The sequence below is a fragment of the Bradyrhizobium sp. USDA 4011 genome, assembly GCF_054063415.1.
The window spans coordinates 6,611,568-6,635,941 of the sequence record NZ_JBSSGG010000001.1; the positions used below are offsets into that span (position 1 = coordinate 6,611,568).

A 24,374-nucleotide genomic window follows, 5' to 3' on the forward strand; every position below is an offset into this window, starting at 1 on the left:
TGTCCGTCACCCAAGAAAGTCACCCAAGGAAGTACCCAAGAGCATCATCCACGAAAATCCTCCGGCAGCGCGGCCTGATCGATCAGCCAGACGGTCTCGCCCAGCGATCGCGCGCGGTTTGCCGGCAGGTTCTCGCCTGCGAACAGGCGCGTCAAGATCGCGCGCTTGCTTTCGCCCGCCACCTCGAACAGCATCTCGCGGCAGGAGGCGAGCGCGGGCAAGGTCAAGGAGACTCGCGGCACGAACGGCTCGACATTCGCCTTGGGCACCCCGACCACCCAGCGCTCTGTTTCCTCGACCGCGGGATAGCCCGGAAACAGCGATGCGGTGTGGCCATCGGGCCCGATGCCCATCAGCACCAGGTCGAACAGCGGCCGCTTCGGATCGAGCTGTTCGGCACCGTAGAAGGCCATCAGCTCGTTCTCGTACAGCGCCGCGCTGACGTCGGGATCCCTGAGATCGGCGGTGTCGGTTGCGATCGGATGGACGTTGGCGGCCGGAGCGCAGCGGTCGAGGAAGGCCTGGCGCGCCATGCTCATATTGTGCAGCTTGTCCTTGCGCGGCACCAGGCGCTCGTCGCCGATGAACCAGTTGATGCGATCCCATGGAATCCGCCGGCGATAGTCCGGTGTCGCGAGCAGCTGGTAGAGCGCCTTGGGGCTGGAGCCGCCGGTGAGGCAGACCGCGATCCGGCCGCTGTTCTGGTCGATCCTGGCGATCACCCGTTCGGCGGCGGTCTGCGCCAGTGCGGCCGGATCGGCGACCGTGATGATCTTGCGCTCGCCGCTCGTGGTCATGGTCAGCTGAGCTTCCGCCAGCTGCGGCCGTCGCGCGTCAATAGCGCGTTGGCCGCCTCCGGGCCTTCGCTGCCGGCCTTGTAGGGTTGCAGGCCACGCCCGCCGGCAGTCTTCCAGGCGTCGAGGAAGGGCTGCACCGCGTGCCATCCGGCCTCGACGCTGTCGGCGCGCTGGAACAGCAGATTGTCGCCGATCATGCAGTCATAGATCAGCGTCTCGTAACCGGTCGACGGCTCGGCCTTGAAGTAGTCCTTGTAGCGGAACTTCATCTCGACGCCGTCGATGTTGATAGCCGGGCCCGGCACCTTGGTGTTGAACTGCAGCTCGATGCCTTCGGTCGGCTCGGTCGAGATGACCAGGTAGTTCTGCGACAGGCGGTCGACCGCGGTATCGCGGAACATCGCGAACGGCGCCTGCTTGAACTTGATCGCGATCTCGGTGCGCTTGGTGGTCAGTGCCTTGCCAGTGCGCAGATAGAACGGCACGCCGGCCCAGCGCCAATTGTCGATGGTCAGCTTCAGCGCGGCATAGGTCTCGGTCGAGCTGTCTGGCTTCACGTCCGGTGTCTTGAGATAGTCCTCGATCTCGGTGTCGCCGATCCGGCCGCTGCGATACTGGCCGCGCACCGAGTTGGACAGCGCCTCCTGCGTGCTCTGGATCTGGATCGCGCTCAGCACCTCGGCCTTCTCCGAGCGCACCGCATGGGCGTCGAAGCGCGCCGGCGGCTCCATCGTCACCAGCGACAGCAGCTGGAACAGATGGTTCGGCACCATGTCGCGCAGCGCGCCGGTGGCGTCATAGAAGCTGCCGCGATGGCCGACGCCGAGCTTCTCGTCGACGGTGATCTGGATGTGGTCGATATGGTTGCGGTTCCAGATCGGCTCGAACATGCCGTTGGCAAAGCGCAGCACCAGGATGTTCTGGACGGTTTCCTTGCCGAGGTAATGGTCGATCCGGTAGATCTGGTGCTCGTCCATCAGCTTCAGCAGCGCGGCGTTCAGCGCCCTGGCCGACGCCAGATCGGTGCCGAACGGCTTTTCGATGATCAGCCGCCGCCAGGCGCCGTTCTCCTCCAGCATGCCGGTGCGTCCGAGCTGCTCGCTGATCGGCAGGAAGGCGTTCGGCGGGGTCGCGAGATAGAACAGCCGGTTGCCGCCGGTGCCGCGCGCGGTCTCGAGCTTGTCGAGCCGTTCGTTCATGGCATCGAACGAAGCGGGATCGCGCGGATCGGCCTCGATCGAGGTGACGCATTCGAACAGCCGCTTCGCGATCGCCTCGTCGACGGGGCGGGTGGCGAACTTGCGCAGCCCCTGCATCAGGCTGTCGGTCAGCTGCTCGCTCGACATGCCCTTGCGGACAATGCCGACGACGCAGAATCTCTCCGGGAGCAGGTTACCGGCGGCGAGATTGTAGAGCGCCGGGACGACCAGCCGGTGTGTCAGATCACCGGTGGCGCCGAAGATGATGAAGGAGCAAGGATCGGGTTTCTTCTGCACGTGACCTTCCGCGGTTCGCTTCAAGTTTTTTTCGACGGCTCCTTGTGGCCGCCAAACCCTGCGCGCATCGCCGAGAGGATCTTCTCGGCGAAGGTGTGGTCCTTGCGCGAGCGGAAGCGGGTGTAGAGCGCCGCCGTCAGCACCTCGGCCGGCACCGCCTCGTCGACCGCGGCGTTGACGGTCCAGCGGCCCTCGCCGGAATCCTCGACAAAGCCGGAGTAATTGTCGAGCGTGTGGTTCTGTGCCAGCGCCGACGCCGTGAGGTCCAGCAGCCAGGACGGGATCACGCTGCCGCGCCGCCAGACTTCGGCGATGTCGGCGATGTCGAGATCAAAGCGATGCTCCGGCGGCAGCGCCTCGATATTGGCGTTCTTCAGGATGTCGAAGCCTTCGGCATAGGCCTGCATCAGGCCGTATTCGATGCCGTTGTGGATCATCTTGACGAAATGACCGGCGCCGATCGGGCCGGCGTGGATATAGCCCTGCTCGATGCGGGGATCCCGGCCGTCGCGGCCGGAGGTGCGCGGGATGTCGCCGATGCCCGGTGCCAGCGTCTTGAAGATCGGGTCGAGCCGGTCGACCACGCCCTTGTCGCCGCCGATCATCATGCAGTAGCCGCGCTCGATGCCCCAGATGCCGCCGCTGGTGCCGACGTCGACATAGTGCAGCCCGCGCTCCCGAAGCGCCTTGCCGCGGCGGACGTCGTCCTGCCAGAAGGTGTTGCCGCCGTCGATGATGACGTCGCCGGGCTGCATCAGCTTCGACAGCGCCTCGATGGTGGCTTCGGTGATCTTGCCGGCCGGCAGCATCACCCAGGCGGTGCGCGGCGCTTCCAGCTTGAGGACGAAATCCTCCAGCGACGAGGAACCGGTGGCGTTGTCGGCGACCAGCGCCGCGACCGCCTTCGGATCCTTGTCGTAGACCACGGTGGTGTGGCCGTTGCTCATCAGGCGGCGGACGATGTTGCCGCCCATCCGCCCTAGGCCGATCATGCCGAGTTGCATCCTGGCCTCCGTCAGTTCAGTGCGGCCGAGATCGCGGCATCGAGTGCCGCAAGCCCGGAGGTGAGATCGCCCTTGAGATGCACGCGCAGCGCCCGCCGGCCTCGCTCGGTGAGCACGTCGAAATCGCCGCGCGCCTGCGCCGCCTTGATCACGCCGAAGCTCGCCTTCTGGCCGGGTACGGCCAGGTCTTTGCTGTCGTCGGTCGTGACCTGCAGGAACACGCCGCTGTCGGGCCCGCCCTTGTAGGCCTGTCCGGTCGAATGCAGGAAGCGCGGGCCGAATTCGGCGCAGGTCGCAAGGTGTTTCGCGTCGCGCACCTTCAGCCGCATCGCCTGCATGGCATCGATGGTGTCGCCGTCGCGCTCGATATAGGCGAGCAGGGCGACATAGTCGCCGCGGCCGGAGCGGGAGAGATGGGCCTTGATCCAGGAATTGAGGTCGCCATTGGCGCCGGCCTTGCGCAGCTCCCCGGCGTTCTGCGCGTCGGTGTAGAGCTCGACGCCATCCGCCGACACCACCGGCTGCTCGGCCGGCAGCGATCCGGTCTTCTCGAACGCCGCCGTCAGCTCGCGGGTCTTGATCTTGGCGGCCTCGACGTCGGGCTGGTTGAACGGGTTGATGCCGAGGATCGCGCCCGCCACCGCGGTCGCGATCTCGAAGCGGAAGAACTCCTGGCCGATATGATCGATCGATTTCATCACGATCCGGACCACGGGATGGCCGGCGGCCTCGAGCGCGGCGAGCTTTGCCTCATGCGCGGCGTCGTTCTCGCCCTCGGTGCGCAGGTCGATGAAGAAGCGGTCGTTGCCGTAGACCGCGGCGTCGCCGATCGTTTCGCCCTCGATCGGGATCAGGCCCTTGCCGTCCTTGCCGGTCGATTCCGCGATCAGCTGCTCGGCCCAGGCGCCGAAATCGGCGACCTCGGGCGAGGCGAAGATCGTCACCTTGTCGCGGCCTTCGAGCCCGGCGATGCCCATCGCAAGCCCGAGCTGGACGCCCGGGTTTTGCTGCGGCGGCACGTCGGCGCCGCAGGAGCGCACCATGGCGAGCGTATGGCCGAGCAGGCTGCGGACGTCGATGCCCGCGGCCGCCGCCGGCACCAGGCCGAACGGCGACAGCACGGAATAGCGGCCGCCGATCGCGGGATCGCCGTAGAAGATGCGGGCAAAGCCCTGCCTGATCGCGACCTTCTGCAGCGACGAGCCGGGGTCGGTCACCGCGATGAAGCGATGGCCGGCCTTGTCCTTGCCGATCGCCTTGGCCACCCGGTCGAAGAAATAGTCCTTCATCACGTTCGGCTCGGTCGTGCCGCCCGATTTGGAGGAGACGATGAACAGCGTTTTCGCAATGTCGACATACTCCTCCATCGCCCGCACTTGCGCCGGATCGGTGGAATCGAGCACGTGAAGCCGCGGGAAGCCGGACTGGTGCGGGAAGGTCTGGGCCAGCACCTCCGGCCCGAGGCTCGATCCGCCCATGCCGAGCACAACGGCGTCGGTGAAGTTCTGGCCCTTCACGCGCTTGGCGAAATCCTCGTAGTCGGCGACATCGGCGGTCGCGGCGCTGGTCAGCCAGCCCAGCCATTTGTCCTCGTCATCGCCGGTCCAGACCGACTTGTCCTTGTGCCAGAGCCTTCGGATCTTGGCCGACGCACGCCATTCCTCGGTGCTTTTCTCGACCGCCTTCTCGATGCCGGCGCCGAGCGCCAGCTTCTGATGGTCGATGCCGCCGCCGAGCGAGGTCGCGCGCTTGTGGGCGACCGCGCCGTACAGCTTGTCGGCCGCGTCGGCGAACAGCTTGACGCCGTCCTTGACCAGCTCCTCGGTGATCGCATCGAGCGAGATGCCGGACTTCTCCAGTTCCTCCAGCACGTGGCGGGCATCCTCGACATTCTCCTCGAGGCTGTCGCGGACCTTGCCGTGGTCGCGGAAGGCATCGAGCGTTGCCGGCGGCACGGTGTTGACGGTGTCGGGGCCGATCAGCTCCTCGACATAGAGCACGTCGCTATAGTCCTTGTTCTTGGTGCCGGTCGAGGCCCACAGCAGCCGCTGCGGTTTGGCGCCCTTGGCCGTGAGTTTGTCCCAGCGCGGACCGGAGAATAGGCGCTTGTAGTCCTGGTAGGCGAGCTTTGCATTCGCGATCGCGACCTTGCCCTTCAAGGCCGCGAGCCGCTCCTTTTCGTGCGGATCGTTGGCCTTCGCGATCTTCTCGTCGAGCTGCTTGTCGACGGCGCTGTCGATGCGGCTGACGAAGAAGCTGGCGACGCTTGCGACATGCGAGGGATCGCCGCCCCTGGCGACGTACTTCTCCAGGCCCTTGAGATAGGCTTCCGCGACCTGGCGATAGACCTTCTGCGAGAACAGCAGCGTGATGTTGATGCTGATGCCTTCGCCGATCAGATACTCGACCGCCGGCAGGCCCTCCGGCGTCGCCGGCACCTTGACCATCAGGTTTTTGCGGTGGACGTCCTTCCAGAGCCGCTCGGCCTCCGCGATCGTGCCCTTGGTGTCCATCGCAAGATACGGCGACACTTCGAGGCTGACGAAGCCGTCGCCGCCATGGCTCTGGTCGTAGACCGGGCGCAGCACGTCGGCGGCGTGCTGGATGTCCTCGACCGCGAGGTGTTCGAACAGGTCGGCGACCGAGCGGTCGCCCTTCTTGAGAGCCTTGCCGATCGCCCCGTCATACTCGTCCGAGCTGCCGATCGCCTTCTCGAAGATCGAGGGGTTGGACGTCACGCCTTTGACGCCGTCGGTCTCGATCAGCCGCTTCAGGTCGCCCTTGGCGACGAAGCCGCGGGCAAGGAAGTCCAGCCAGACGGCCTGGCGGTGGTTTTCGAGTGCTTTGACGGGGTTCATGGGTGCCTGTTCTCGTTCGATCGAGGGTCGATTTTTGGGTTCCCGGGCAGCTTTCGGGGGTGGAGGCGGATTGTCAACATGGCTGGGGCCCGGGCGGAATATCAGCATTCCCAAGGGATAACGCCATTCACAACAGTTCGATCCCCTCGCACGCGGGTGCGAGCAGACCCTGATCTCGGCACATTTTTATGACGCGTTGCGGGCGTGCGGCTGCGCGTCAGGGCCGGAGTAGAGGTAGCCTTGGGATTGCGGCTCGGCGAGGGGGACCACGCCGCCGCGTTCCGCCACAACGAAGCCGGGCAGCAGCTCCTTCAGGCCGATTTTCTGCGATTTCATGGTATTGCGGCATGCGGCGAGCTCGATCCCGTCCTTGCTGAACTGGCCGACCCGCTTCGACAGGTCGGCATTGGCTCCGGACGCGTGAAACGCCTTCAGCGCCTGGCCGTGCACCACCAGCGCGGTCGTCACATTGCCGGGGCCGCCGACGCCGTCGAGGTGGTTCTGGATGTTGCCGATCACGAAACTGACCTTGTCGAGGTCGTTGAGGTGGTAGGCCACCTTCAGCTTTCCCGGTGGTGGGGTCTCAGTAGCGGCGTTCGCCCGTGACGCTGTAAAGGCAGTACCGATAGCCGAGAGGGTGCCCCACAGGATGCTGCGTCGCTGCATGGCGTCCCTCGCGCAATGATTGTTGGCCCGGCGCAAAGCCTATCACTTGTGCCGAAGCGCAGCGAGTTCCTTGCGGTCGGTCACAAGTTCGGCGCATTCGCCCAAGTCCGCGCGATCGACGCGAAAGATCTTGTCGTCGGCGCCGGCGAACAGCGCTTCGCCCGCATCGTCGTCGGGCTTGTTGCGATTCCACACCACGATGCGGCCAAGGCGCGCGATCATGGATTTGTCGTCTTTCGACAGCGCCACTGTGATACCGCCGCCCTCACAATCCACGCTGCATTCGAAGCGTACCTCGCGTCCGGATTCGGTCGCGACCGCGTGGTTGCAGTAGCCGCTGGAGTCAAAATTGCCGGGGCGGTGGCGGTAGGCGACGCCGAGCCGGAACGAGTAGTCGGTGGTCTTGTCCTCCGGCGCATCCTCGGCGGCGACGAGCAGCTTCATCGCGCTGACCTTCTGCTTCGGATGCTGCGCCAGATGATTTGCATCGTATCGCCGCACGAGGCAGGCATAGGCCTTTGCGCCGGGCGGGCCTGCGAACATCCTGTTGTCGAAGGCGGCCGCCTTGACCTTGTCGACGCCTTCCTGCGCCTCGACGGTTGACGCCGCGCCGGCGCAGGCTGCGGCGGCAAGTGCGACAACAAGGAACGTCTGCTTCATGACCGCCTCGGGAATAGCCCGCGCTCCAAGGTGTCATCTTTAATGCGCGGCAATGGTGCCGCGTGGAACTGCGCGGGCTCGTTGCCTTAGTCGCGGCGACAAGGAGGCACGTTCAACCTCGTCTGACAGTTTGTTCATGAGAGTCTGTGACGTGCACATCTTGACGCCAAGGCAGGACAGCCACACCTTTTCAGGGAGCCCAACGTTCATCGCCGGACGGGGAAGTTGCCCCGCTCGGATGTCCGCCTCGGAAGCCTGGGCCCCGGTAAACCACGGATGTGGCTGAGGGGCTACAACCGTTAAAATCAGGCTACCAACGGGGGATATTGATGAACCATTAAGCTTCCTGCCTGTTGATAAGGCAGAGGCTGCACGCGCCGTGCATTGCCGAAATGAGTCGGTCGAGTGTCCAATGGACCCAGCGTGCCGACGCTGATTCGATCCTAGGACGCTCTGGTTGCGACTCGTGTCAGTCGTGCGGCGATACATATCGTGGAGATAGGGATCATGTACAACGATTCTTTGTTCAACGCCTTCGCAAGGTCGTTTGAAGCGCGAAGCCAGACCGACATGTCGATGGCCGAGTATTTGGAGTCGTGTCGAAGTGATCCGATGCGATACGCCAATGCGGCCGAGCGGTTATTAGCGGCGATCGGTGAGCCCCAGATGATCGACACGGCCAAGGACCCACGCCTTGGCCGTATCTTTTTGAACCGTACGATCAGGTCGTATCCGGCCTTCGCCGGCTTCTTCGGCATGGAGGACACGATCGAACGCCTGGTCGGCTTCTTCCGCCACGCCGCGCAGGGCCTCGAGGAGCGGAAGCAGATCCTCTATCTGCTCGGACCGGTCGGCGGCGGCAAGTCGTCGCTCGCCGAGCGCATCAAGGCGCTGATGGAGATTCATCCGATCTACGTGCTGAAGGCGGGTGACGAGCTGTCGCCGGTGTTCGAGAGCCCGCTCGGGCTGTTCGACCCCGAGCAGCTCGGGCCGATGATCGAGGAGAAGTACGGCATTCCGCGCCGCCGGCTGAGCGGGCTGATGTCGCCCTGGGCCTACAAGCGGCTCGAGGCCTTCGGCGGCGACATCTCGCAATTCCGCGTCGCGCGCATCCAGCCCTCCCGGCTGCGCCAGATCGCGGTCGCCAAGACCGAGCCCGGTGACGAGAACAACCAGGACATCTCCTCGCTGGTCGGCAAGGTCGACATCCGCAAGCTCGAGACCTACGCCCAGAACGACCCCGACGCCTACAGCTATTCCGGCGGCCTCAATCGCGCCAACCAGGGCGTGCTCGAGTTCGTCGAGATGTTCAAGGCGCCGATCAAGATGCTGCACCCGCTGCTGACGGCGACGCAGGAGGGCAACTACATCGGCACCGAGAACATCGGTGCGATCCCGTTCACCGGCATCATCCTCGCGCACTCGAACGAAGCCGAGTGGCAGAGCTTCAAGACCAACAAGAACAACGAGGCCTTCATCGACCGCATCTGCGTCATCAAGGTCCCGTACTGCCTGCGGGTCACCGAGGAGCAGAAGATCTACGAGAAGCTGATCCAGACCTCCGAGCTTGCCGACGCGCCGTGCGCGCCGGCAACGCTGGAAACGCTGGCCCGCTTCTCCGTGATGTCGCGGCTGCGCAAGCACGAGAACTCGACGCTGTTCGCCAAGATGCGGGTCTACGACGGCGAGAGCCTGAAGGAATCCGATCCGAAGGCGCGCAGCGTGCAGGAATACAAGGACGCCGCTGGCGTCGACGAGGGCATGGACGGCGTCTCCACCCGCTTTGCCTTCAAGGTACTGGCCTCGACCTTCAATCACGACACCACCGAGGTCGGCGCCGACGCGGTGCATCTGATGTATGTGCTGGAGATGGCGATCCGGCGCGAGCAGCTGCCTGACGAGGTCGAGAAGCGCTATCTCGAATTCATCAAGGCCGACCTCGCGCCGCGCTATGCCGAGTTCATCGGCAACGAGATCCAGAAGGCCTATCTGGAATCCTACGCCGACTACGGCCAGAACCTGTTCGACCGCTATGTCGACTACGCCGATGCCTGGATCGAGGACCAGGACTTCAAGGATCCCGACACCGGCCAGCTGATGAACCGCGAGCTCCTGAACCAGGAGCTGACCAAGATCGAGAAGCCGGCCGGCATCGCCAACCCGAAGGACTTCCGCAACGAGGTCGTCAAGTTCTCGCTGCGTTCGCGGGCGCACAATGGCGGCAAGAACCCGAGCTGGACCTCCTACGAAAAGGTTCGCGACGTGATCGAGAAGCGGATATTCTCCCAGGTCGAGGATCTGCTTCCGGTGATCTCGTTCGGCTCCAAGAAGGACGGCGAGACCGAGAAGAAGCACGGCGAGTTCGTCGAGCGGATGGTGGAGCGCGGTTATACCGAGCGCCAGGTCCGCCGGCTCGTCGAGTGGTACATGCGGGTGAAGCAGGCCGGCTAGTGCACGATCCGGAAAGCCGGCAGCGGCTTTCCGTCTCGTTTCGTCCCGTCCAATAAGAATGCGGTGCGACTGTCATGATCGCATCCGGCGCGAGGCAGATGCAACGTGGTCATGCATATCGTCGATCGGCGGTTGAATCCGGGTAGCAAGAGCCTGGAGAACCGGCAGCGCTTCCTGCGGCGCGCCAAGGCGCTGGTGCAGGGGGCCGTCAAGAAGTCGTCGCAGGATCGGGACATCAAGGATGTCCTGGAGGGTGGCGAGGTGACCATCCCGCTGGACGGCATGGATGAGCCGCGGTTCCGGCGCGAGGGCGGCACGCGTGACATGGTGCTGCCGGGCAACAAGAAATTCGTCGAGGGCGACTGGCTGCAGCGTCCGAACCAGAGCGGCGCCAAGGGCTCCGGCGCGGGCGAGGGCGACAGCGAGGACGCCTTCCGCTTTGTGCTGAGCCGCGAGGAGTTCGTCGACCTCTTCCTCGATGACCTCGAGCTGCCCGACCTTGCCAAGCGCAAGCTCGCGCAAACCGAGAGCGAGGGCATCCAGCGCGCCGGCTATGCGACGTCGGGCTCGCCCGCCAACATCTCGATCAGCCGCACGGTGAGCCGGGCACTGGCGCGTCGCGTGGCGCTGCGCCGGCCGAGCAAGGACGAGATCGAGGCGCTCGAGGCGGAGCTTGCGGAGTGCGAGGACGAGACGCGCCGCCGCGAGTTGCTGGCGCAGCTCGAAGCGCTGAAGGCCAAGGCCAAGCGGATTCCCTTCATCGATCCGATCGACATCCGCTACCGCCGCTTCGAGACGGTGCCGAAGCCGGTGGCGCAGGCCGTGATGTTCTGCCTGATGGACGTCTCGGGCTCGATGTCCGAGCACATGAAGGATCTGGCCAAGCGGTTCTACATGCTGCTCTACGTCTTCCTGAAGCGGCGCTACAAGCATGTCGAGATCGTGTTCATCCGGCACACCGACCGCGCCGAGGAGGTGGACGAGGATACGTTCTTCCATGGACCGGCGTCCGGCGGCACGCTGGTGTCGAGCGCGCTGGTTGCGATGAACGACATCGTCCGCACCCGCTTCCGTCCCGCCGACTGGAACATCTACGCCGCGCAGGCCTCGGACGGCGACAACATGACCTCCGACAGCGCGGTGACCGGGCATCTGTTGACCGACAAGATCCTGCCGGTCTGCCAGTTCTTCGCATATCTCGAGGTCGGCGAGGCCGCCAACTACACCTTCGACATGCCGGACTCCTCGCTCTGGACGCTCTATGAGCGTCTGCGCAACGACGGCGCGCCGTTGTCGATGCGCAAGGTGAGCGAGCGCGGCGAGATCTTCCCGGTGTTCCAGGACCTGTTCAAGCGTCGCAGCAAGCAGGAAAGGGTGTAGCGTGATGGGTTCTTCCGGCGAGCTGCTGTTCGAGGGCGCCGATTGGGATTTCCAGATCCTGCAACGGGTTCACGACGCCTGCGAGAAGATCGCGCGCAAGGAGCTCGGGCTCGACGTCTATCCCAACCAGATCGAGGTGATTACCGCCGAGCAGATGCTCGACGCCTATTCGTCGGTCGGCATGCCGCTGTTCTACAAGCACTGGTCGTTCGGCAAGCAGTTCGCGTTCCAGGAGGCGTCCTATCGCAAGGGACTGATGGGCCTCGCCTATGAGATCGTGATCAACTCCTCGCCGTGCATCTCCTATCTGATGGAGGAGAACACGGCGACGATGCAGACGCTGGTGATCGCGCACGCGGCGTTCGGGCACAATCACTTCTTCAAGAACAACTATCTGTTCAAGCAGTGGACCGATGCCGACGGCATCCTCGATTATCTCGAATTCGCCAAGGGCTACATCGCGGCCTGCGAGGATCGCCATGGCCGCGAGACGGTGGAGCGGACGCTCGATGCCGCGCATGCGCTGATGTCGCATGGCGTCGACCGCTATCCCGGAAAGAAGACGCTCGACTTGCGTGCCGAGGAGAAGCGCGCCGGCGAGCGCCGGCAGCACGAGGAAGCCGTGTTCAACGATCTGTGGCGGACGGTGCCGAACACCAAGGCCAAGAGCAAGGCTACGCTCAGCGCCGAGCGCCGCCGCGCGCTGCTCGGCCTGCCCCAGGAAAACATCCTCTACTTCCTCGAGAAGACCGCGCCGCGCCTGCAAGGCTGGCAGCGCGAGCTCATTCGCATCGTGCGTCACATCGCGCAGTACTTCTACCCGCAGGGCCAGACCAAGGTGATGAACGAGGGCACCGCGACCTACGTCCATTACCGCATCATGAACCGGCTGCATCAGCAGGGCCGGATCACCGACGGCAATTTCCTCGAATTCCTGCAGTCGCACACCAATGTGGTGTTCCAGCCCGAGTTCGACGATCGCCGCTATTCCGGCTTCAATCCATACGCGCTCGGCTTTGCCATGATGCAGGACATCGAGCGGATCGTGAAGAATCCGGAGGACGAGGACCGCGCCTGGTTCCCCGATATCGCCGGCAAGGGCGACGTCGAGGGCGTGCTGCGCGAGATCTGGAGCAACTACCGCGACGAGAGCTTCATCAACCAGTTCCTCAGCCCGGCGCTGATCCGGCGCTTCCGCATGTTCCATCTGCACGACGACCCGGCCGAAAGCCAGGGCATCAAGGTCGACGCGATCCATGACGAGCGCGGCTACCGCCGGGTGCGCCGCGAACTGGCGCGGCAATACGACGTCGGCTTCGTCGACGCCAATATCGAGGTCGTGGATGTCGATCTCGACGGCGATCGCCGGCTGATGCTGCGTCACACCACCGTGAAGGGCGCGCAGCTCAACGAGACCGACGCGCGGCGCGTGCTGCAGCATCTCGCCGATCTGTGGACCTACGACGTGGCACTCACCGAACTCGACGGCGCCGACAAGGTGCTGAAGGAATACGTCGTCAGCCCGCGCGCGGCTGCGGTCGCCGCCTGAGGAGTGCGCTCACGCAGCGGTCCGTGCGCGGAGACCGTCGCGCGGAATGCGAGTCTTGCTTGGTGAACCTTCGTGTCTATCGAAGGCTCGCAGCATGAACATCCCGGCAACATTCCGACATTGAAAGCGCGTCATGTTCCCTGCGAACGTGACTGCCGGCATGCGGAAATCTCGTTGAAGTCTTCTTGGTGATTGCCTGCGCGGGCGCGATTGATAATGTGCGCCGCGTCAAGAAAACCAAGAAAAGGATACGCTCTTGTCAACTCGCTCCCGCCTGGCGGGCTTTCTCGCCTTCACCGCGCTCACAGCCTCGTCGATCTCGCCGTCCGCTGCAGCCGATTCCGCGATCAGAATAGGAAATACCGCACCCTATAGCGGCCCGGCGTCGGCCTACGGCACGATCGCACGCGCCGAAGCCGCGTATTTCCAGATGCTCAACGATCAGGGCGGCATCGGCGGCCGCAAGATCGATTTCGAGAGTCTCGACGACGCCTATTCGCCGTCAAAGACCGTCGAGCAGACCCGCAAGCTGGTCGAGCAGGATGAGGTGCTCGCGATCTTCAGCGCGGTCGGCACCGCGCCCAACATCTCGGTGCAGAAGTATCTGAACATCAAGCACGTGCCTCAGCTGTTCGTGTCCTCAGGCGCGACGCGTTGGAACGATCCGAAGCAGTTCCCGTGGACGGTCGGTTTCAATCCGACCTACGAGCTCGAAGGCCGGCTCTATGCAAAGTACATCCTGAAGACCAAGCCGGACGCGAAGATCGCCGTCATCACGCCGAACGAGGACGCCGGCAAGGACTATCTCAGGGGCTTCAAGGATGGGCTCGGGGAGCATGTCGGCCAGATCGTTGCGGAGACCACGTACCTCACGACCGATCCGACCATCGATTCCCAGATGGTGACGATGCGCGAGTCCGGTGCCGACGTGTTCTTCGCCGAAGCGACGCCGAAATTCGCGGCGCAGGCGCTGCGCAAGGCGGCGAGCATGGGGTGGAAACCGCTCACGATCCTGCCGACCGTCTCCAACTCGGTCTCCGCGGTGCTTGAGCCGGCCGGGCTCGATAACGTCGTCGGTGTCGTGACCGGGCTCTATCTGAAGGACCCGACCGATCCGCGCTGGGCCGACGATCCGGCGCAGAAGGAGTTCTCCGCCTGGATGAAGAAGTATCAGCCGAATGCGAGCCCGGGCGATCTCTTCAACGTGCAGGGCTACACCATCGCGCAGGTCATGACGGCGGTGCTGAAGAACTGCAACGGCGATTACAGCCGCGACAACATCATCAAGCAGGCGACCAATCTGAAGGCGCTCGAATTGCCGATGCTGCTGCCGGGCATCAAGGTGCAAACCGAGCCCGACAATGTGACGCCGATCCGCCAGATCCAGATGGCGCGGTTCGACGGCAACTCCTGGGCGCTGTTCGGCGACGTCTTGAGCGACAAGTAGCCGTCGCGAGCTCCGCTGTCGTCCCTGCGAACGCAGGGACCCATACGCTGCGGCTGCTGTTGTGAATGGGACACGTCGTTCCAGCGTAGCTCGACAATCTGCATCGGTGGTTATGGGTCCCTGCGTTCGCAGGGACGACACGCAGCCCACCATCGCGAGCAGGGCGCGTGAAGGTTGGCGCGACGCTACTCCTTTGCCCAGCCTACGGCGCTGAACGACAAATAGCCGTCACCAACTCCGCTGTCGTCCCTGCTTTCGCAGGGACGACACGAAGTTTGTTGCACATCCTTGCCACGCCATTGTGACGGCGAGGATGCGTGCTCAACGCAGGCTGGCGTTGATCTTGTCCAGCACGGCCGAGCCGGGGCAGAGCGCCTTCTCGTCCAGCGTGTTGAGCGGCGTCTCGACGGTGTCGAGATGGGTGTGCAGGTCCTCGGCATCCGGATCGACGTAAAGGAGCCCGGTGACGATCTGGCCCTTGGCCGCGTGCTTCTGCAGGAAGGTCTGTGCTCCGAGCCGATCATGCGGATCGTAATCGGCGTCGAGCTTGCGCAGAGCGAGCCGCGTGCCGTCATGCTGCTCGACCACCTGAACGGTGCCGGGCGCGTAATCGACGCTGATCGGATCGCGGCCGACCAGCACGTCGAGACGGTTCACCGCGTCATTGTGCTCACGGACATAGTCGAAGCTCTTGGTCGAGCCGGCGTGGTTGTTGAAGGCGATGCAGGGGCTGATCACGTCGATGAAGGACGCGCCCTTGTGGCGGATCGCAGCGGCGATCAGCGGCACCAGCTGGGCCTTGTCGCCGGAGAAGCTGCGCGCCACGAAGGTGGCCCCTAACTGCAGGGCGATCGCGACCAGGTCGATTGCATTGTCGGTGTTGGTGACGCCCTTCTTGGACTTCGAGCCGCGGTCGGCCGTCGCCGAGAACTGGCCCTTGGTCAGGCCGTACACGCCGTTGTTCTCGACGATGTAGGTCATGTTGACCGCGCGCCGGATCGAATGCGCGAACTGGCCGAAACCGATCGAGGCGGAATCGCCGTCGCCGGAGACGCCGAGATAGATCAGGTCGCGGTTGGCGAGGTTGGCGCCGGTCAGCACCGACGGCATGCGGCCGTGCACCGAGTTGAAGCCGTGCGAGTTGCCGAGGAAATAGTCCGGGGTCTTCGACGAGCAGCCGATGCCGGAAATCTTCGCCACCCGGTGCGGCTCGATCGAGAGCTCGTAGCAGGCCTCGATGATCGAGGCGGTGATCGAATCGTGGCCGCAGCCGGCGCACAGGGTCGAGATCTTCCCCTCGTAGTCGCGATGGGTATAGCCCAGCTCGTTCTTCTTCAGGCCGGGATGATGAAACTTCGGCTTTGCAATGTAGGTCATGTCACGGCCTTGCGGAGAGGGGTCACCTTGAGATGATCCTGGTGGTCGCCGATCGCGCCCGCGATGAAGCGCGCGGTGATCGGCGTCCCGTCATAGTGCAGGATCGGCACCAGCCGCACCGGGTCGATGCCGTTCTCGTTGACGATCAGCTGACGGAGCTGCGCGTCGCGGTTCTGCTCGACCACGTAGACGAAGTCGTGGTCGGCGATGAAGCTCGCGACACTGGAATGGAACGGGAAGGCGCGGATGCGCATGCGGTCGAGCTGATGGCCGCGCGCCTCCAGGATCCCGATCGCCTCGTCCATCGCGGGCGAGGTCGAGCCGAAATAGAGCACGCCGTATTTGGTCGGCTTCGCCGCGTTGGCCTGCAGCGGCCGCGGCACCATGTCCTGCGCGGTCTCGAACTTGCGCACCAGGCGCTGCATGTTGTCGGCGTAGACAGCGCCTTCCTCGGAGTAGCGCGCATAGCGGTCGCGCGAGGTGCCGCGGGTGAAGTAGGAGCCCTTGGTCGGATGCGTGCCCGGATAGGTGCGATACGGGATGCCGTCGCCGTCGACGTCGAGATAGCGGCCGAAGTCGCGGCCTTCCTCGAGCATCTCCGCCGTCATCACCTTGCCGCGGTCGTATTGCTTGGCGTCGTCCCACTTCAGCGGGCGGCACAGCCGGTGGTTCATGCCGATGTCGAGATCGAGCATCAGGAAGATCGTGGTCTGCAGCCGCTCGGCAAGATCGAAGGCGGCGGCGGCGAATTCGAACGCCTCCGCCGGATCTTCCGGGAACAGCAGCACATGCTTGGTGTCGCCGTGCGAGGCATAGGCGCAGGCGATCACATCGCATTGCTGGGTGCGGGTCGGCATGCCGGTCGAGGGACCGGCGCGCTGGATGTTCATGATCACGGCCGGGATCTCGGCGAAGTAGGACAGACCGATGAACTCGGTCATCAGCGAGATGCCCGGACCCGAGGTCGCGGTGAAGGCCCGTGCGCCGTTCCAGGAGGCGCCGATCACGATGCCGATCGAGGCGAGCTCGTCCTCGCCCTGGACGATCGCGTACTTCGCCTTGCCGGTCTCGGGATCGTGGCGGTACTTCTTGCAGTGGCTGGTGAAGGCTTCCGCGACCGACGATGACGGCGTGATCGGATACCAGGCGCACACGGTGGCGCCGCCATAGACGGCGCCGAGCGCGGCGGCGCTGTTGCCTTCCACGAAGATGCGGTCGCCGACCTTGTCGGACTTCTTCACCCGAAGCCCGATCGGACATTTCAGGTTCTGCAGCGCCCAGTCGCGGCCGAGGTGCAGCGCATGGACGTTGGAGGAGAGCAGCTTCTCCTTGCCCTTGTACTGCTCGCCGATCAGCTGCTCGACCAGCTTGGGGTCGAGGTCGAGCAGGGCGCAGAGCGCGCCGAGATAGATGATGTTCTTGAACAGCTGGCGCTGCCTGGGATCGGTGTAGGTCGAATTGGTGATCGCGGTCAGCGGCACGCCGATGACGGTGATGTCCTCGCGGAATTTCGACGTCGGCATCGGCTTGGTCGAATCGTAGAACAGGTAGCCGCCGGGCTCGATCGAGGCGACGTCCTTGTCCCAGGTCTGCGGGTTCATCGCCACCATCATGTCGACGCCGCCGCGGGCGCCGAGATGGCCCTCCTCGGTGACGCGCACTTCATACCAGGTGGGCAGCCCCTGGATGTTGGACGGGAAGATGTTGCGCGGCGACACCGGCACGCCGTGACGCAGGATCGAACGCGCGAACAGTTCGTTGGCGGAGGCCGAGCCCGAACCGTTGACGTTGGCGAAGCGGACGACGAAGTCGTTTACGCTGCTGATCGGGCTTTGGACTGACATGTTGATCCCGCTTGAACCATATCGATGAGGTACTTCTGCATGTCCCAGGCGCCGGTCGGGCAGCGCTCGGCACACAGCCCGCAATGCAGGCAGACGTCTTCGTCTTTCACCATGACGCGACCGGTCTTCAGGTCGCCGGAGACGTAGAGCGCCTGGTCGTGATGCGGCGAGGGGGCTTTCAGGCGCTGCCGCAGGTCAGCCTCCTCACCGTTCTCGGTGAAGGTGATGCAGTCCATCGGACAGATGTCGACGCAGGCGTCGCATTCGATGCAGAGCGGCGCGGAGAATACCGTCTGCACGTCGCAATTCAGGCAGCGCTGCGCCTCGCCGAGCGCGAGCTTGAGGTCGTAGCCGAGCTCGACTTCGGCGCGGATGTCCTTCAGCGCGATCACCTTGTCGCGATGCGGCACCTTGAAGCGCTTGTCGGCGGAGATGTCGTTGTCGTAGCTCCACTCGTGGATGCCCATCTTTTGCGAGGAGATCTGCACCTCGGGCAGCGGGCGCTCGTTGATGTCCTCGCCGGACAGCATCCGGTGGATCGACAGCGCGGCGTCATGGCCGTGCGCCACCGCCCAGATGATGTTCTTCGGCCCGAACGCCGCATCGCCGCCGAAGAACACCTTCGGATTGGTCGAGACGAACGTCTTGGGATCGACCTTCGGCATGTGCCACTTGTCGAATTCGATGCCGCAATCGGCTTCGATCCAGGGAAACGCATTCTCCTGGCCGACCGCAACGAGCACATCGTCGCAGGACACGGTCTCGTCCGGCTCGCCCGAGGGCACCAGATTGCGCCGGCCCTTGGCGTCGTATTCCGCCTTCACCTTCTGGAAGGTGACGCCAATCAGCTTGCCGGCCACATGCTTGAATGCCACCGGCACCATGTAGTTGAGGATCGGAATGTCCTCGTGAAGCGCGTCCTCCTTCTCCCAGGGCGAGGCCTTCATTTCCTCGAAGCCGGAGCGGACGATCACCTTGACACTTTCGCCGCCGAGGCGGCGCGCGGTGCGGCAGCAATCCATCGCGGTGTTGCCGCCGCCGAGCACGATGACGCGGCGGCCGATCTTTTCGACGTGGCCGAACGACACGTTGGCCAGCCACTCGATGCCGATATGGATGTTGGCGGCGGCCTCCTTGCGGCCGGGAATGTCGAGCTCGCGGCCGCGCGGCGCGCCGCTTCCGACAAAGATCGCGTCGTAATTCTCGGAGAGCAGCTGCTTCAGGCTGTCGACGCGCTGGCCGCCCTTGAACTCGACGCCGAGGTTGAGGATGTAGTCGGTCTCCTCATCGATCACGTTGTCGGGCAGGCGGAATTTTGGAATCTGGCTGCGCATCATGCCGCCGGCCTTGGGATCGCCGTCGAACACGGTGCAGTGATAGCCGAGCGGGACGAGATCGCGCGCCACGGTCAGCGAGGCGGGGCCGCCGCCGACCAGCGCGATGCGCTTGCCGTTCTTCGGCCCCGGCTTCGGCAGCCGGTGCTTGATGTCGTCCTTGAAGTCGGCGGCGACGCGCTTCAGGCGGCAGATCGCGACCGGAGTGTCCTCGACCCGCCCGCGGCGGCACGCCGGCTCGCAGGGACGGTCACAGGTGCGCCCGAGAATCCCGGGGAACACGTTGGACTTCCAATTGATCATGTAGGCGTCGCTGTAACGCCCCTCAGCAATCAACCGGATGTACTCGGGAACGGGGGTGTGTGCGGGACAGGCCCATTGGCAATCGACTACTTTATGAAAGTAATCCGGCGCCGAGATATCAGTCGGTTTCATTCCTACCTTTGACCCGCGCGAAAAATGCTTGCCGCGCGGCCTTATCGTTGACGACCAACGCTCACATGGCGTTGTTCTGGTTTTTGAATTGGATCATAGGCTTATCTTATTAGGGCCGTTCCAGAGAAGGCAAAGGCTAAATTGTCCGATCATCAGCTTTCGCGCGGCTGATGCGCGTCTAGCGTTAATCTCGTTTGCGTTATGTGGCGGTGCAGCATGATCCGCCCGCGATACCCCGCTTGTTCGAGCATGATCTCCGCGCAAGCGCTGCGCGTTGGTCGCAAGGCAAAACCGGTTCGCACTTTTCCGGACCGCTTCAGTTGCGCGGAAGATCGCTCTTCGCGACATCGCACAACAGCCGGTAGACGCCGCTGGTGACCACCAGCGGCTTCAAGGCTGCATTGCCGGTGATGCCTGCTGCGGCTGCGGGGACCGCGCCGACATCTGTGGCGTCGATCAGCACGAACCAGTCGCCGGCACCGGGATCGGCTTTCCCGGCGTCCGGCGTCAGCGGCTTCGACAGCACGGGGTCGTTCTCCAACAGGTGCATCGAGATGATGCCGTCGCGCGCGGCCGGATCGAGTTGCTCCCGCAATGCAGCGCGGAGTCTGTCCGCCCCTTCGGCCGGCGGGCGCAGGCGGATGATGCCGAGGGCTGCGCCTCGGCCGACGCCGTGGCTGACCGTGATGCGCGCAACCCCGCGGATCATGTTCCGGAAGCGCGCGATGTTGGCCTTCGACCAGTCGGTCTGGTTGGCGAGCGCCTTGCGGTAGGCGGGGCTCTCGAGCACCTCGAAGGTCGCGGTCGAGTAGAGGCTGAGATATTTCGGCCTGCCGTCATGAGCGACGTAGCGGCGGGCCTCCAGGAATCCATCGATCGCGATCCGTTCTTCGAGATGCTCGCGATCGTACCAGCGGTTGAATTCAGCTTCGTGTAAGCTGGCGATATCCATCGAGGTCAACAGCATACCTTGTCCGGCGATTGGCATCGAGCGCTCCTTTTTTGCCTGTTTTATCTGCGTAATATCGCCTGATAGCGCGCGCCCGGGAAGCCGATTCCGGGTTGCCTGCGACCGTGCAGACCAAGGATTGCCACAATTGCCGCAATCCTGTTCAGCGCGCATTCACGGAAGTAGCTTTTCCATCCGTAACGCCAACTCTCGAGAAGAAAAGGGACGACCACTATGGCGCGCATTCTGTGGGCATTGATCGTCGGTCTGGTGTCGCTCTCGTCGCTTCCCGTCCATGCGCAGGATCAGGAGAAACGTCTCGCGCTCGTGGTCGGCAACGGCGCCTATCAGGCCGGTGCGTTGCAGACCGCCGCAAACGATGCCGGCCTGATCGCGCAGACGTTGCAGGCCGCAGGCTTCGACGTGGTCGGAGCGCGCGACCTCGATGGCGAGACGCTGCGCAAATCGTTCCGCGATTTCATTCAGAAGGTGCAGGACGCGGGGCCCAATGCCGTGGCCTTCGTCTATCTCGCCGGCTACGGCGTGCAGCTCACCGGCGAGAACTACTTCGTGCCGGTCGACGCCAAGATCGCCCGCGACACCGACGTGCCGGTCGAGGCGATCCGCATCTCCGATTACAGCCATCAATTATCGGCGCTGCCGATCAAGGCGGGCGTCATCGTGCTCGATGCGGCGCGCAGCAATCCCTTCGCCAAGGACGGCCCGCCGTTGGCCGGCGGCCTTGCGCTGGTCGACCCCGATCCGAAGCTCTTGATCGCCTTCAACTCGGCGCCCGGCACCGTCGCTCCAGACGGTGCGCCGCCTTACGGGCCCTACGCGCAAGCGCTGGCGGAAATGATTCGCGCCGGCGGCCTGACCTTGCCCGAGGTGTTCGACCGCGTGCGCCTGCGCGTCAACGAGATGACCAAGGGCGCCGAGATCCCGTGGAATGCCCAGAAGGTCGACGCGCCCTTCATGTTCTTCGAGCGCAAGCCGGACGCGCCGCCGCAGCAAGTCGATGCCGGATTGCGCACCAAGCCGATCCGCGACTTCCCGGCGCAGGACGCCTATGCCGCCGCGCTGGAGCGCGACACGCTGCAAGGCTACGAAGATTTCTTGCAGGCCTATCCGAGCGATCCGCTGGCCAAGCGGGTGCGCGCGATCGTGGCGGCGCGGCGCGAGGCCATCACCTGGCGGCGCACCTACAACGCCGATACGCCCGATGCGTATTGGTCGTATCTGCGGCGTTATCCGCGCGGCCCGCATGCATATGACGCCCGGCGCCGGCTCGCCTATCTGTCGGCCGCGCTGGAGCCGCCGCCGCAGTTCACGGCGCTCGACTACGACGTGCCGCCGCCGCCGCCCGACGAGATCGTCTATGTCGACCGCCCGGTGCTCTACTACAGCGATCCGGTATTCGACTTCGCGCCGCCCCCGCCGCCGCCGGTGTTCTTCCTGCCGCCGCCGCCGCCCGACTTCGTCGTGCTGCCGCCGCCGCCGCCGCCGATCGGACTGTTCGTGCTGCCGACGCCGTTCTTCGTGGCGATGCCGGCCTATGTCGCCGCGCCGGCCTACGTCGTGCCGCCGCAGAACAACATCGTGTTCAACAACATCCACAACACGACCGTGATCAACACGGTGATCAACAATCCCAACCCGACGCCGGCGCAACTCCATGCGGCCGGGGTGACGGCGGCAATGGGCGGCGCACCGGTCACGGCGGCGCCGCAACTGCCGGCCGCGGCGATGCAGCGCGCCAATCTGACGAGGCCCTCCGCTCCGCAAGGCGCGACGCCGGCGCAGGGCGCGGCGATGGGAGCGCCCGGCGCTGCGCCGAACGCGGCCGCCGCGCCGAACGCCATGGGTGCGCCGGGTGCGCACACTTTGCCGGGCGCCAAGAATGGACCGCCGCTGCCGCAGTCGGCGACCGCGCCGGCCAATCCCGCGCAGCAGCACGGCGCCGTGCAACCGGGCACCGTGCAGCCGGGCGGCACGCAGCCTGGTGCCGCGCAGCCTAGGGCAAAGCCGAACGCGGTGACGCCAGGCAAGCCGGCGACAGCCATGGCGCCTGCCAACGCGCAGCCGGCTCCGCCGACCAAGCCCGGCGCTGCCCCGGTGGCCAACGCGCCGGCCTCGCCCGCGACCGCCGGCAAGCCCGGGAGGCAGCAACCGCTCACGCATGCGGCGACCGCACCCACCGCAAACGTGAAGCCCGCAACGGCGCCGTCGCCGGCGACCCGCGTGGCGCCAGCACGGCAGACGCCGGCTGCGCGTTCGGCACCCGCGCACGCCGCGGTGTCGCCGGCACCGGTCTCCCGGCCTGCGCCGGCCCGCGCGGCTCCTCCGCCGCCGCGCGCCGCAGCCGTTGCGCCGCATCCGGCACCGGCTCCGCGTGCCGCCCCGCCGCCACCACGGCCGGCTGTCCAGGCGCAACGCGCAGCGCCGCCGCCGCCGCGGCCGGCACCGCCGCCAAGGCCCGCAGCAGCACCCCGCGCCGCGCCGGCATGCCCTCCCGGCAAGTGCAAACACTGAGGGCATGACACCATGAGCCGGGCAGGTCAGCTTACATGAGCATCACGGCCACACTCGGAGTGCGGACAGCCGCGAAACTGATGATCGGCGCGATCGCGGGGCTGGTGGCGTTCCACCAGCCGGCGCGGGCGGCCGAACTCGCAGCGCAGGATATCGCGCTGCTCGATCGCCTGACCTGGGGCGTCAGCGCCTCGAGCGCGGCGCATCTGCGCGAGATCGGCACCGAGCGCTGGCTGCAGGAGCAGCTGCATCCGGCCAACACCGCACTGCCGGCCGCCGTCCAGAAGCAGATCGAGGCGATGCCGGACGTGCATCGCTTCCCGTTCGACATTGCGGCCTCGTTCGACCAGCAGGCGAAATCCGCCAACCAGGTCGCGGATCCGGAGCAGCGCAAGGCGGCGCAACAGGTCTATCAGCAGGCCGTGAACGACCGCGCCAGGCAGGCCGCGGCCCGTACCATCCTGCACGCGCTCTACGCGCCGGATCAATTGCGCGAACGCCTGACCTGGTTCTGGTTCAACCACTTCAACGTCCACCAGTACAAGGCCAACATCCGCGTGCTGGTCGGCGACTACGAGGATCGCGCGATCCGCGCCAACGCGCTCGGCAAATTTCGCAACCTGCTCTCGGCCACGCTGCATCATCCCGTGATGCTGCGTTACCTCGACAATGCCGACAACGCGGCCGGCCACCTCAACGAGAACTACGCCCGCGAGATCATGGAGCTGCACACCATGGGCGTCGGCTCCGGCTACACCCAGGCCGACGTCGAGGCGCTGGCGCGGATCCTCACCGGCGTCGGCATCGACTTCAAGTCGGAGGATCCGAAGCTGAAGCCGGAGCTGCAATCCCAGCTGGTCCGCGAGGGCGCCTTCGAGTTCAATCCGGCGCGCCACGATTTCGGCCACAAGACCTTCCTCGGCCATCAGATCAAGGGCCGCGGTCTCGCCGAGGTCGACGAGGCCCTCGATATCCTCTGCCGTCATCCGGCGACCGCGACGCACATCGCAAAGCAGCTTGCGACCTATTTCGTGTCGGACAATCCGCCGCCCGCGCTGGTGCAGCAGATGGCGCAGACCTTCCAGAAGACCGACGGCGATATCGCGGCCGTGATGTCGACGCTGGTTCATGCGCCTGAGCTTACCGCGAGCCTGAAGGGCGGCGCCAAGTTCAAGGACCCGATGCTCTACGTGATGTCGTCGCTGCGGCTCGCCTACGATACCAAGGTCGTCCTCAACACGCTGCCGATCCAGGGCTGGCTCAATCGCCTGTCCGAGGGCCTGTTCAATCACGAGACGCCCGACGGCTATTCGATGCTGTCGGCGGCCTGGAACGGTCCCGGGCAGATGATGCTGCGTTTCGAGATCGCGCGCGCGATCGGCTCGGGATCGGCCGGCCTGTTCAAGCCGAACGAGCCCAACGCCGTCGACCAGCCGGCGTTTCCGCTCGTGATGAACGGGCTCTACTTCAGCAACATCAGGCAGACGCTGAGCCCGACCACGCTCGCCGCGCTCGACCAGGCGGTCTCGCCGCAGGACTGGAACACGCTGTTTCTGTCGTCACCCGAGTTGATGCACTGAAAGGGAGGTTCGCCA

The 24,374-nt window shown here is 65.0% G+C and carries 16 protein-coding genes; 6 read left to right on the top strand and 10 right to left on the bottom strand.

Going from position 1 to position 24,374, the window contains the following annotated elements; all coding sequences use genetic code 11:
• Positions 1-44: 44 nt before the first annotated feature.
• The 6 genes from pgl to ACVW1C_RS31150 form a co-directional block, all read right to left on the bottom strand.
• Complete coding sequence (pgl, locus tag ACVW1C_RS31125; protein WP_456761531.1) at positions 45-797, bottom strand: 6-phosphogluconolactonase; 753 nt, start codon at positions 795-797, stop codon at positions 45-47.
• 2 nt (positions 798-799) lie between these two features.
• Positions 800-2,293: a glucose-6-phosphate dehydrogenase gene (zwf, locus tag ACVW1C_RS31130; protein WP_456761532.1), complete on the bottom strand. Its 1,494-nt coding sequence runs from the start codon at positions 2,291-2,293 to the stop codon at positions 800-802.
• 20 nt (positions 2,294-2,313) lie between these two features.
• Positions 2,314-3,297 carry a phosphogluconate dehydrogenase (NAD(+)-dependent, decarboxylating) gene (gene gnd, locus ACVW1C_RS31135; protein ID WP_456761533.1) on the bottom strand — a complete coding sequence of 328 codons (984 nt, stop codon included), beginning with the start codon at positions 3,295-3,297 and terminating at the stop codon, positions 2,314-2,316.
• 11 nt (positions 3,298-3,308) lie between these two features.
• A complete protein-coding gene (locus tag ACVW1C_RS31140; RefSeq protein WP_456761534.1) occupies positions 3,309-6,155 on the bottom strand; it encodes a bifunctional transaldolase/phosoglucose isomerase in 2,847 nt (948 codons plus the stop codon).
• Positions 6,156-6,341: 186 nt separating this feature from the next.
• Positions 6,342-6,821: a DsrE family protein gene (locus ACVW1C_RS31145; protein ID WP_456761535.1), complete on the bottom strand. Its 480-nt coding sequence runs from the start codon at positions 6,819-6,821 to the stop codon at positions 6,342-6,344.
• A 42-nt stretch (positions 6,822-6,863) separates the two neighbouring features.
• Positions 6,864-7,481, bottom strand: a complete 618-nt coding sequence (locus ACVW1C_RS31150; RefSeq protein WP_456761536.1) for a hypothetical protein — start codon at positions 7,479-7,481, stop codon at positions 6,864-6,866.
• 507 nt (positions 7,482-7,988) lie between these two features.
• Between ACVW1C_RS31150 and ACVW1C_RS31155 the strand changes: the two genes are divergently transcribed.
• From ACVW1C_RS31155 to ACVW1C_RS31170, 4 genes are all read left to right on the top strand, one after another.
• A complete protein-coding gene (locus ACVW1C_RS31155) occupies positions 7,989-9,932 on the top strand; it encodes a PrkA family serine protein kinase (protein WP_456761537.1) in 1,944 nt (647 codons plus the stop codon).
• A 111-nt stretch (positions 9,933-10,043) separates the two neighbouring features.
• The gene (locus tag ACVW1C_RS31160) at positions 10,044-11,312 is read left to right on the top strand and encodes a YeaH/YhbH family protein (protein WP_456763223.1); all 1,269 of its coding nucleotides are present in this window, start codon (positions 10,044-10,046) and stop codon (positions 11,310-11,312) included.
• Between the two features lie 4 nt (positions 11,313-11,316).
• A complete protein-coding gene (locus tag ACVW1C_RS31165; RefSeq protein ID WP_456763224.1) occupies positions 11,317-12,861 on the top strand; it encodes a SpoVR family protein in 1,545 nt (514 codons plus the stop codon).
• A gap of 256 nt (positions 12,862-13,117) precedes the next feature.
• A complete protein-coding gene (locus ACVW1C_RS31170) occupies positions 13,118-14,308 on the top strand; it encodes an ABC transporter substrate-binding protein (RefSeq protein ID WP_456761538.1) in 1,191 nt (396 codons plus the stop codon).
• Between the two features lie 321 nt (positions 14,309-14,629).
• Here ACVW1C_RS31170 and ACVW1C_RS31175 read toward each other — a convergent pair whose 3' ends face one another.
• The 4 genes from ACVW1C_RS31175 to ACVW1C_RS31190 all read right to left on the bottom strand — a co-directional run bounded on the left by ACVW1C_RS31175 (position 14,630) and on the right by ACVW1C_RS31190 (position 20,286).
• Complete coding sequence (locus tag ACVW1C_RS31175; protein WP_456761539.1) at positions 14,630-15,685, bottom strand: 2-oxoacid:ferredoxin oxidoreductase subunit beta; 1,056 nt, start codon at positions 15,683-15,685, stop codon at positions 14,630-14,632.
• A complete protein-coding gene (locus ACVW1C_RS31180) occupies positions 15,682-17,529 on the bottom strand; it encodes a 2-oxoacid:acceptor oxidoreductase subunit alpha (RefSeq protein ID WP_456761540.1) in 1,848 nt (615 codons plus the stop codon). Before ACVW1C_RS31180 ends, ACVW1C_RS31175 begins: the two co-directional genes overlap by 4 nt.
• Positions 17,499-19,298 carry an FAD-dependent oxidoreductase gene (locus tag ACVW1C_RS31185; protein WP_456761541.1) on the bottom strand — a complete coding sequence of 600 codons (1,800 nt, stop codon included), beginning with the start codon at positions 19,296-19,298 and terminating at the stop codon, positions 17,499-17,501. Before ACVW1C_RS31185 ends, ACVW1C_RS31180 begins: the two co-directional genes overlap by 31 nt.
• A gap of 316 nt (positions 19,299-19,614) precedes the next feature.
• On the bottom strand, positions 19,615-20,286 hold the full coding sequence (locus ACVW1C_RS31190; protein ID WP_456761542.1) for a hypothetical protein: 672 nt from the start codon (positions 20,284-20,286) through the stop codon (positions 19,615-19,617).
• Between the two features lie 195 nt (positions 20,287-20,481).
• On the opposite strand from ACVW1C_RS31190, the gene ACVW1C_RS31195 reads away from it, so the two are divergent.
• A complete protein-coding gene (locus ACVW1C_RS31195; RefSeq protein WP_456761543.1) occupies positions 20,482-22,779 on the top strand; it encodes a caspase family protein in 2,298 nt (765 codons plus the stop codon).
• Positions 22,780-22,814: 35 nt separating this feature from the next.
• A complete protein-coding gene (locus tag ACVW1C_RS31200; protein WP_456761544.1) occupies positions 22,815-24,359 on the top strand; it encodes a DUF1800 domain-containing protein in 1,545 nt (514 codons plus the stop codon).
• The last annotated feature ends 15 nt before the right edge of the window (positions 24,360-24,374 follow it).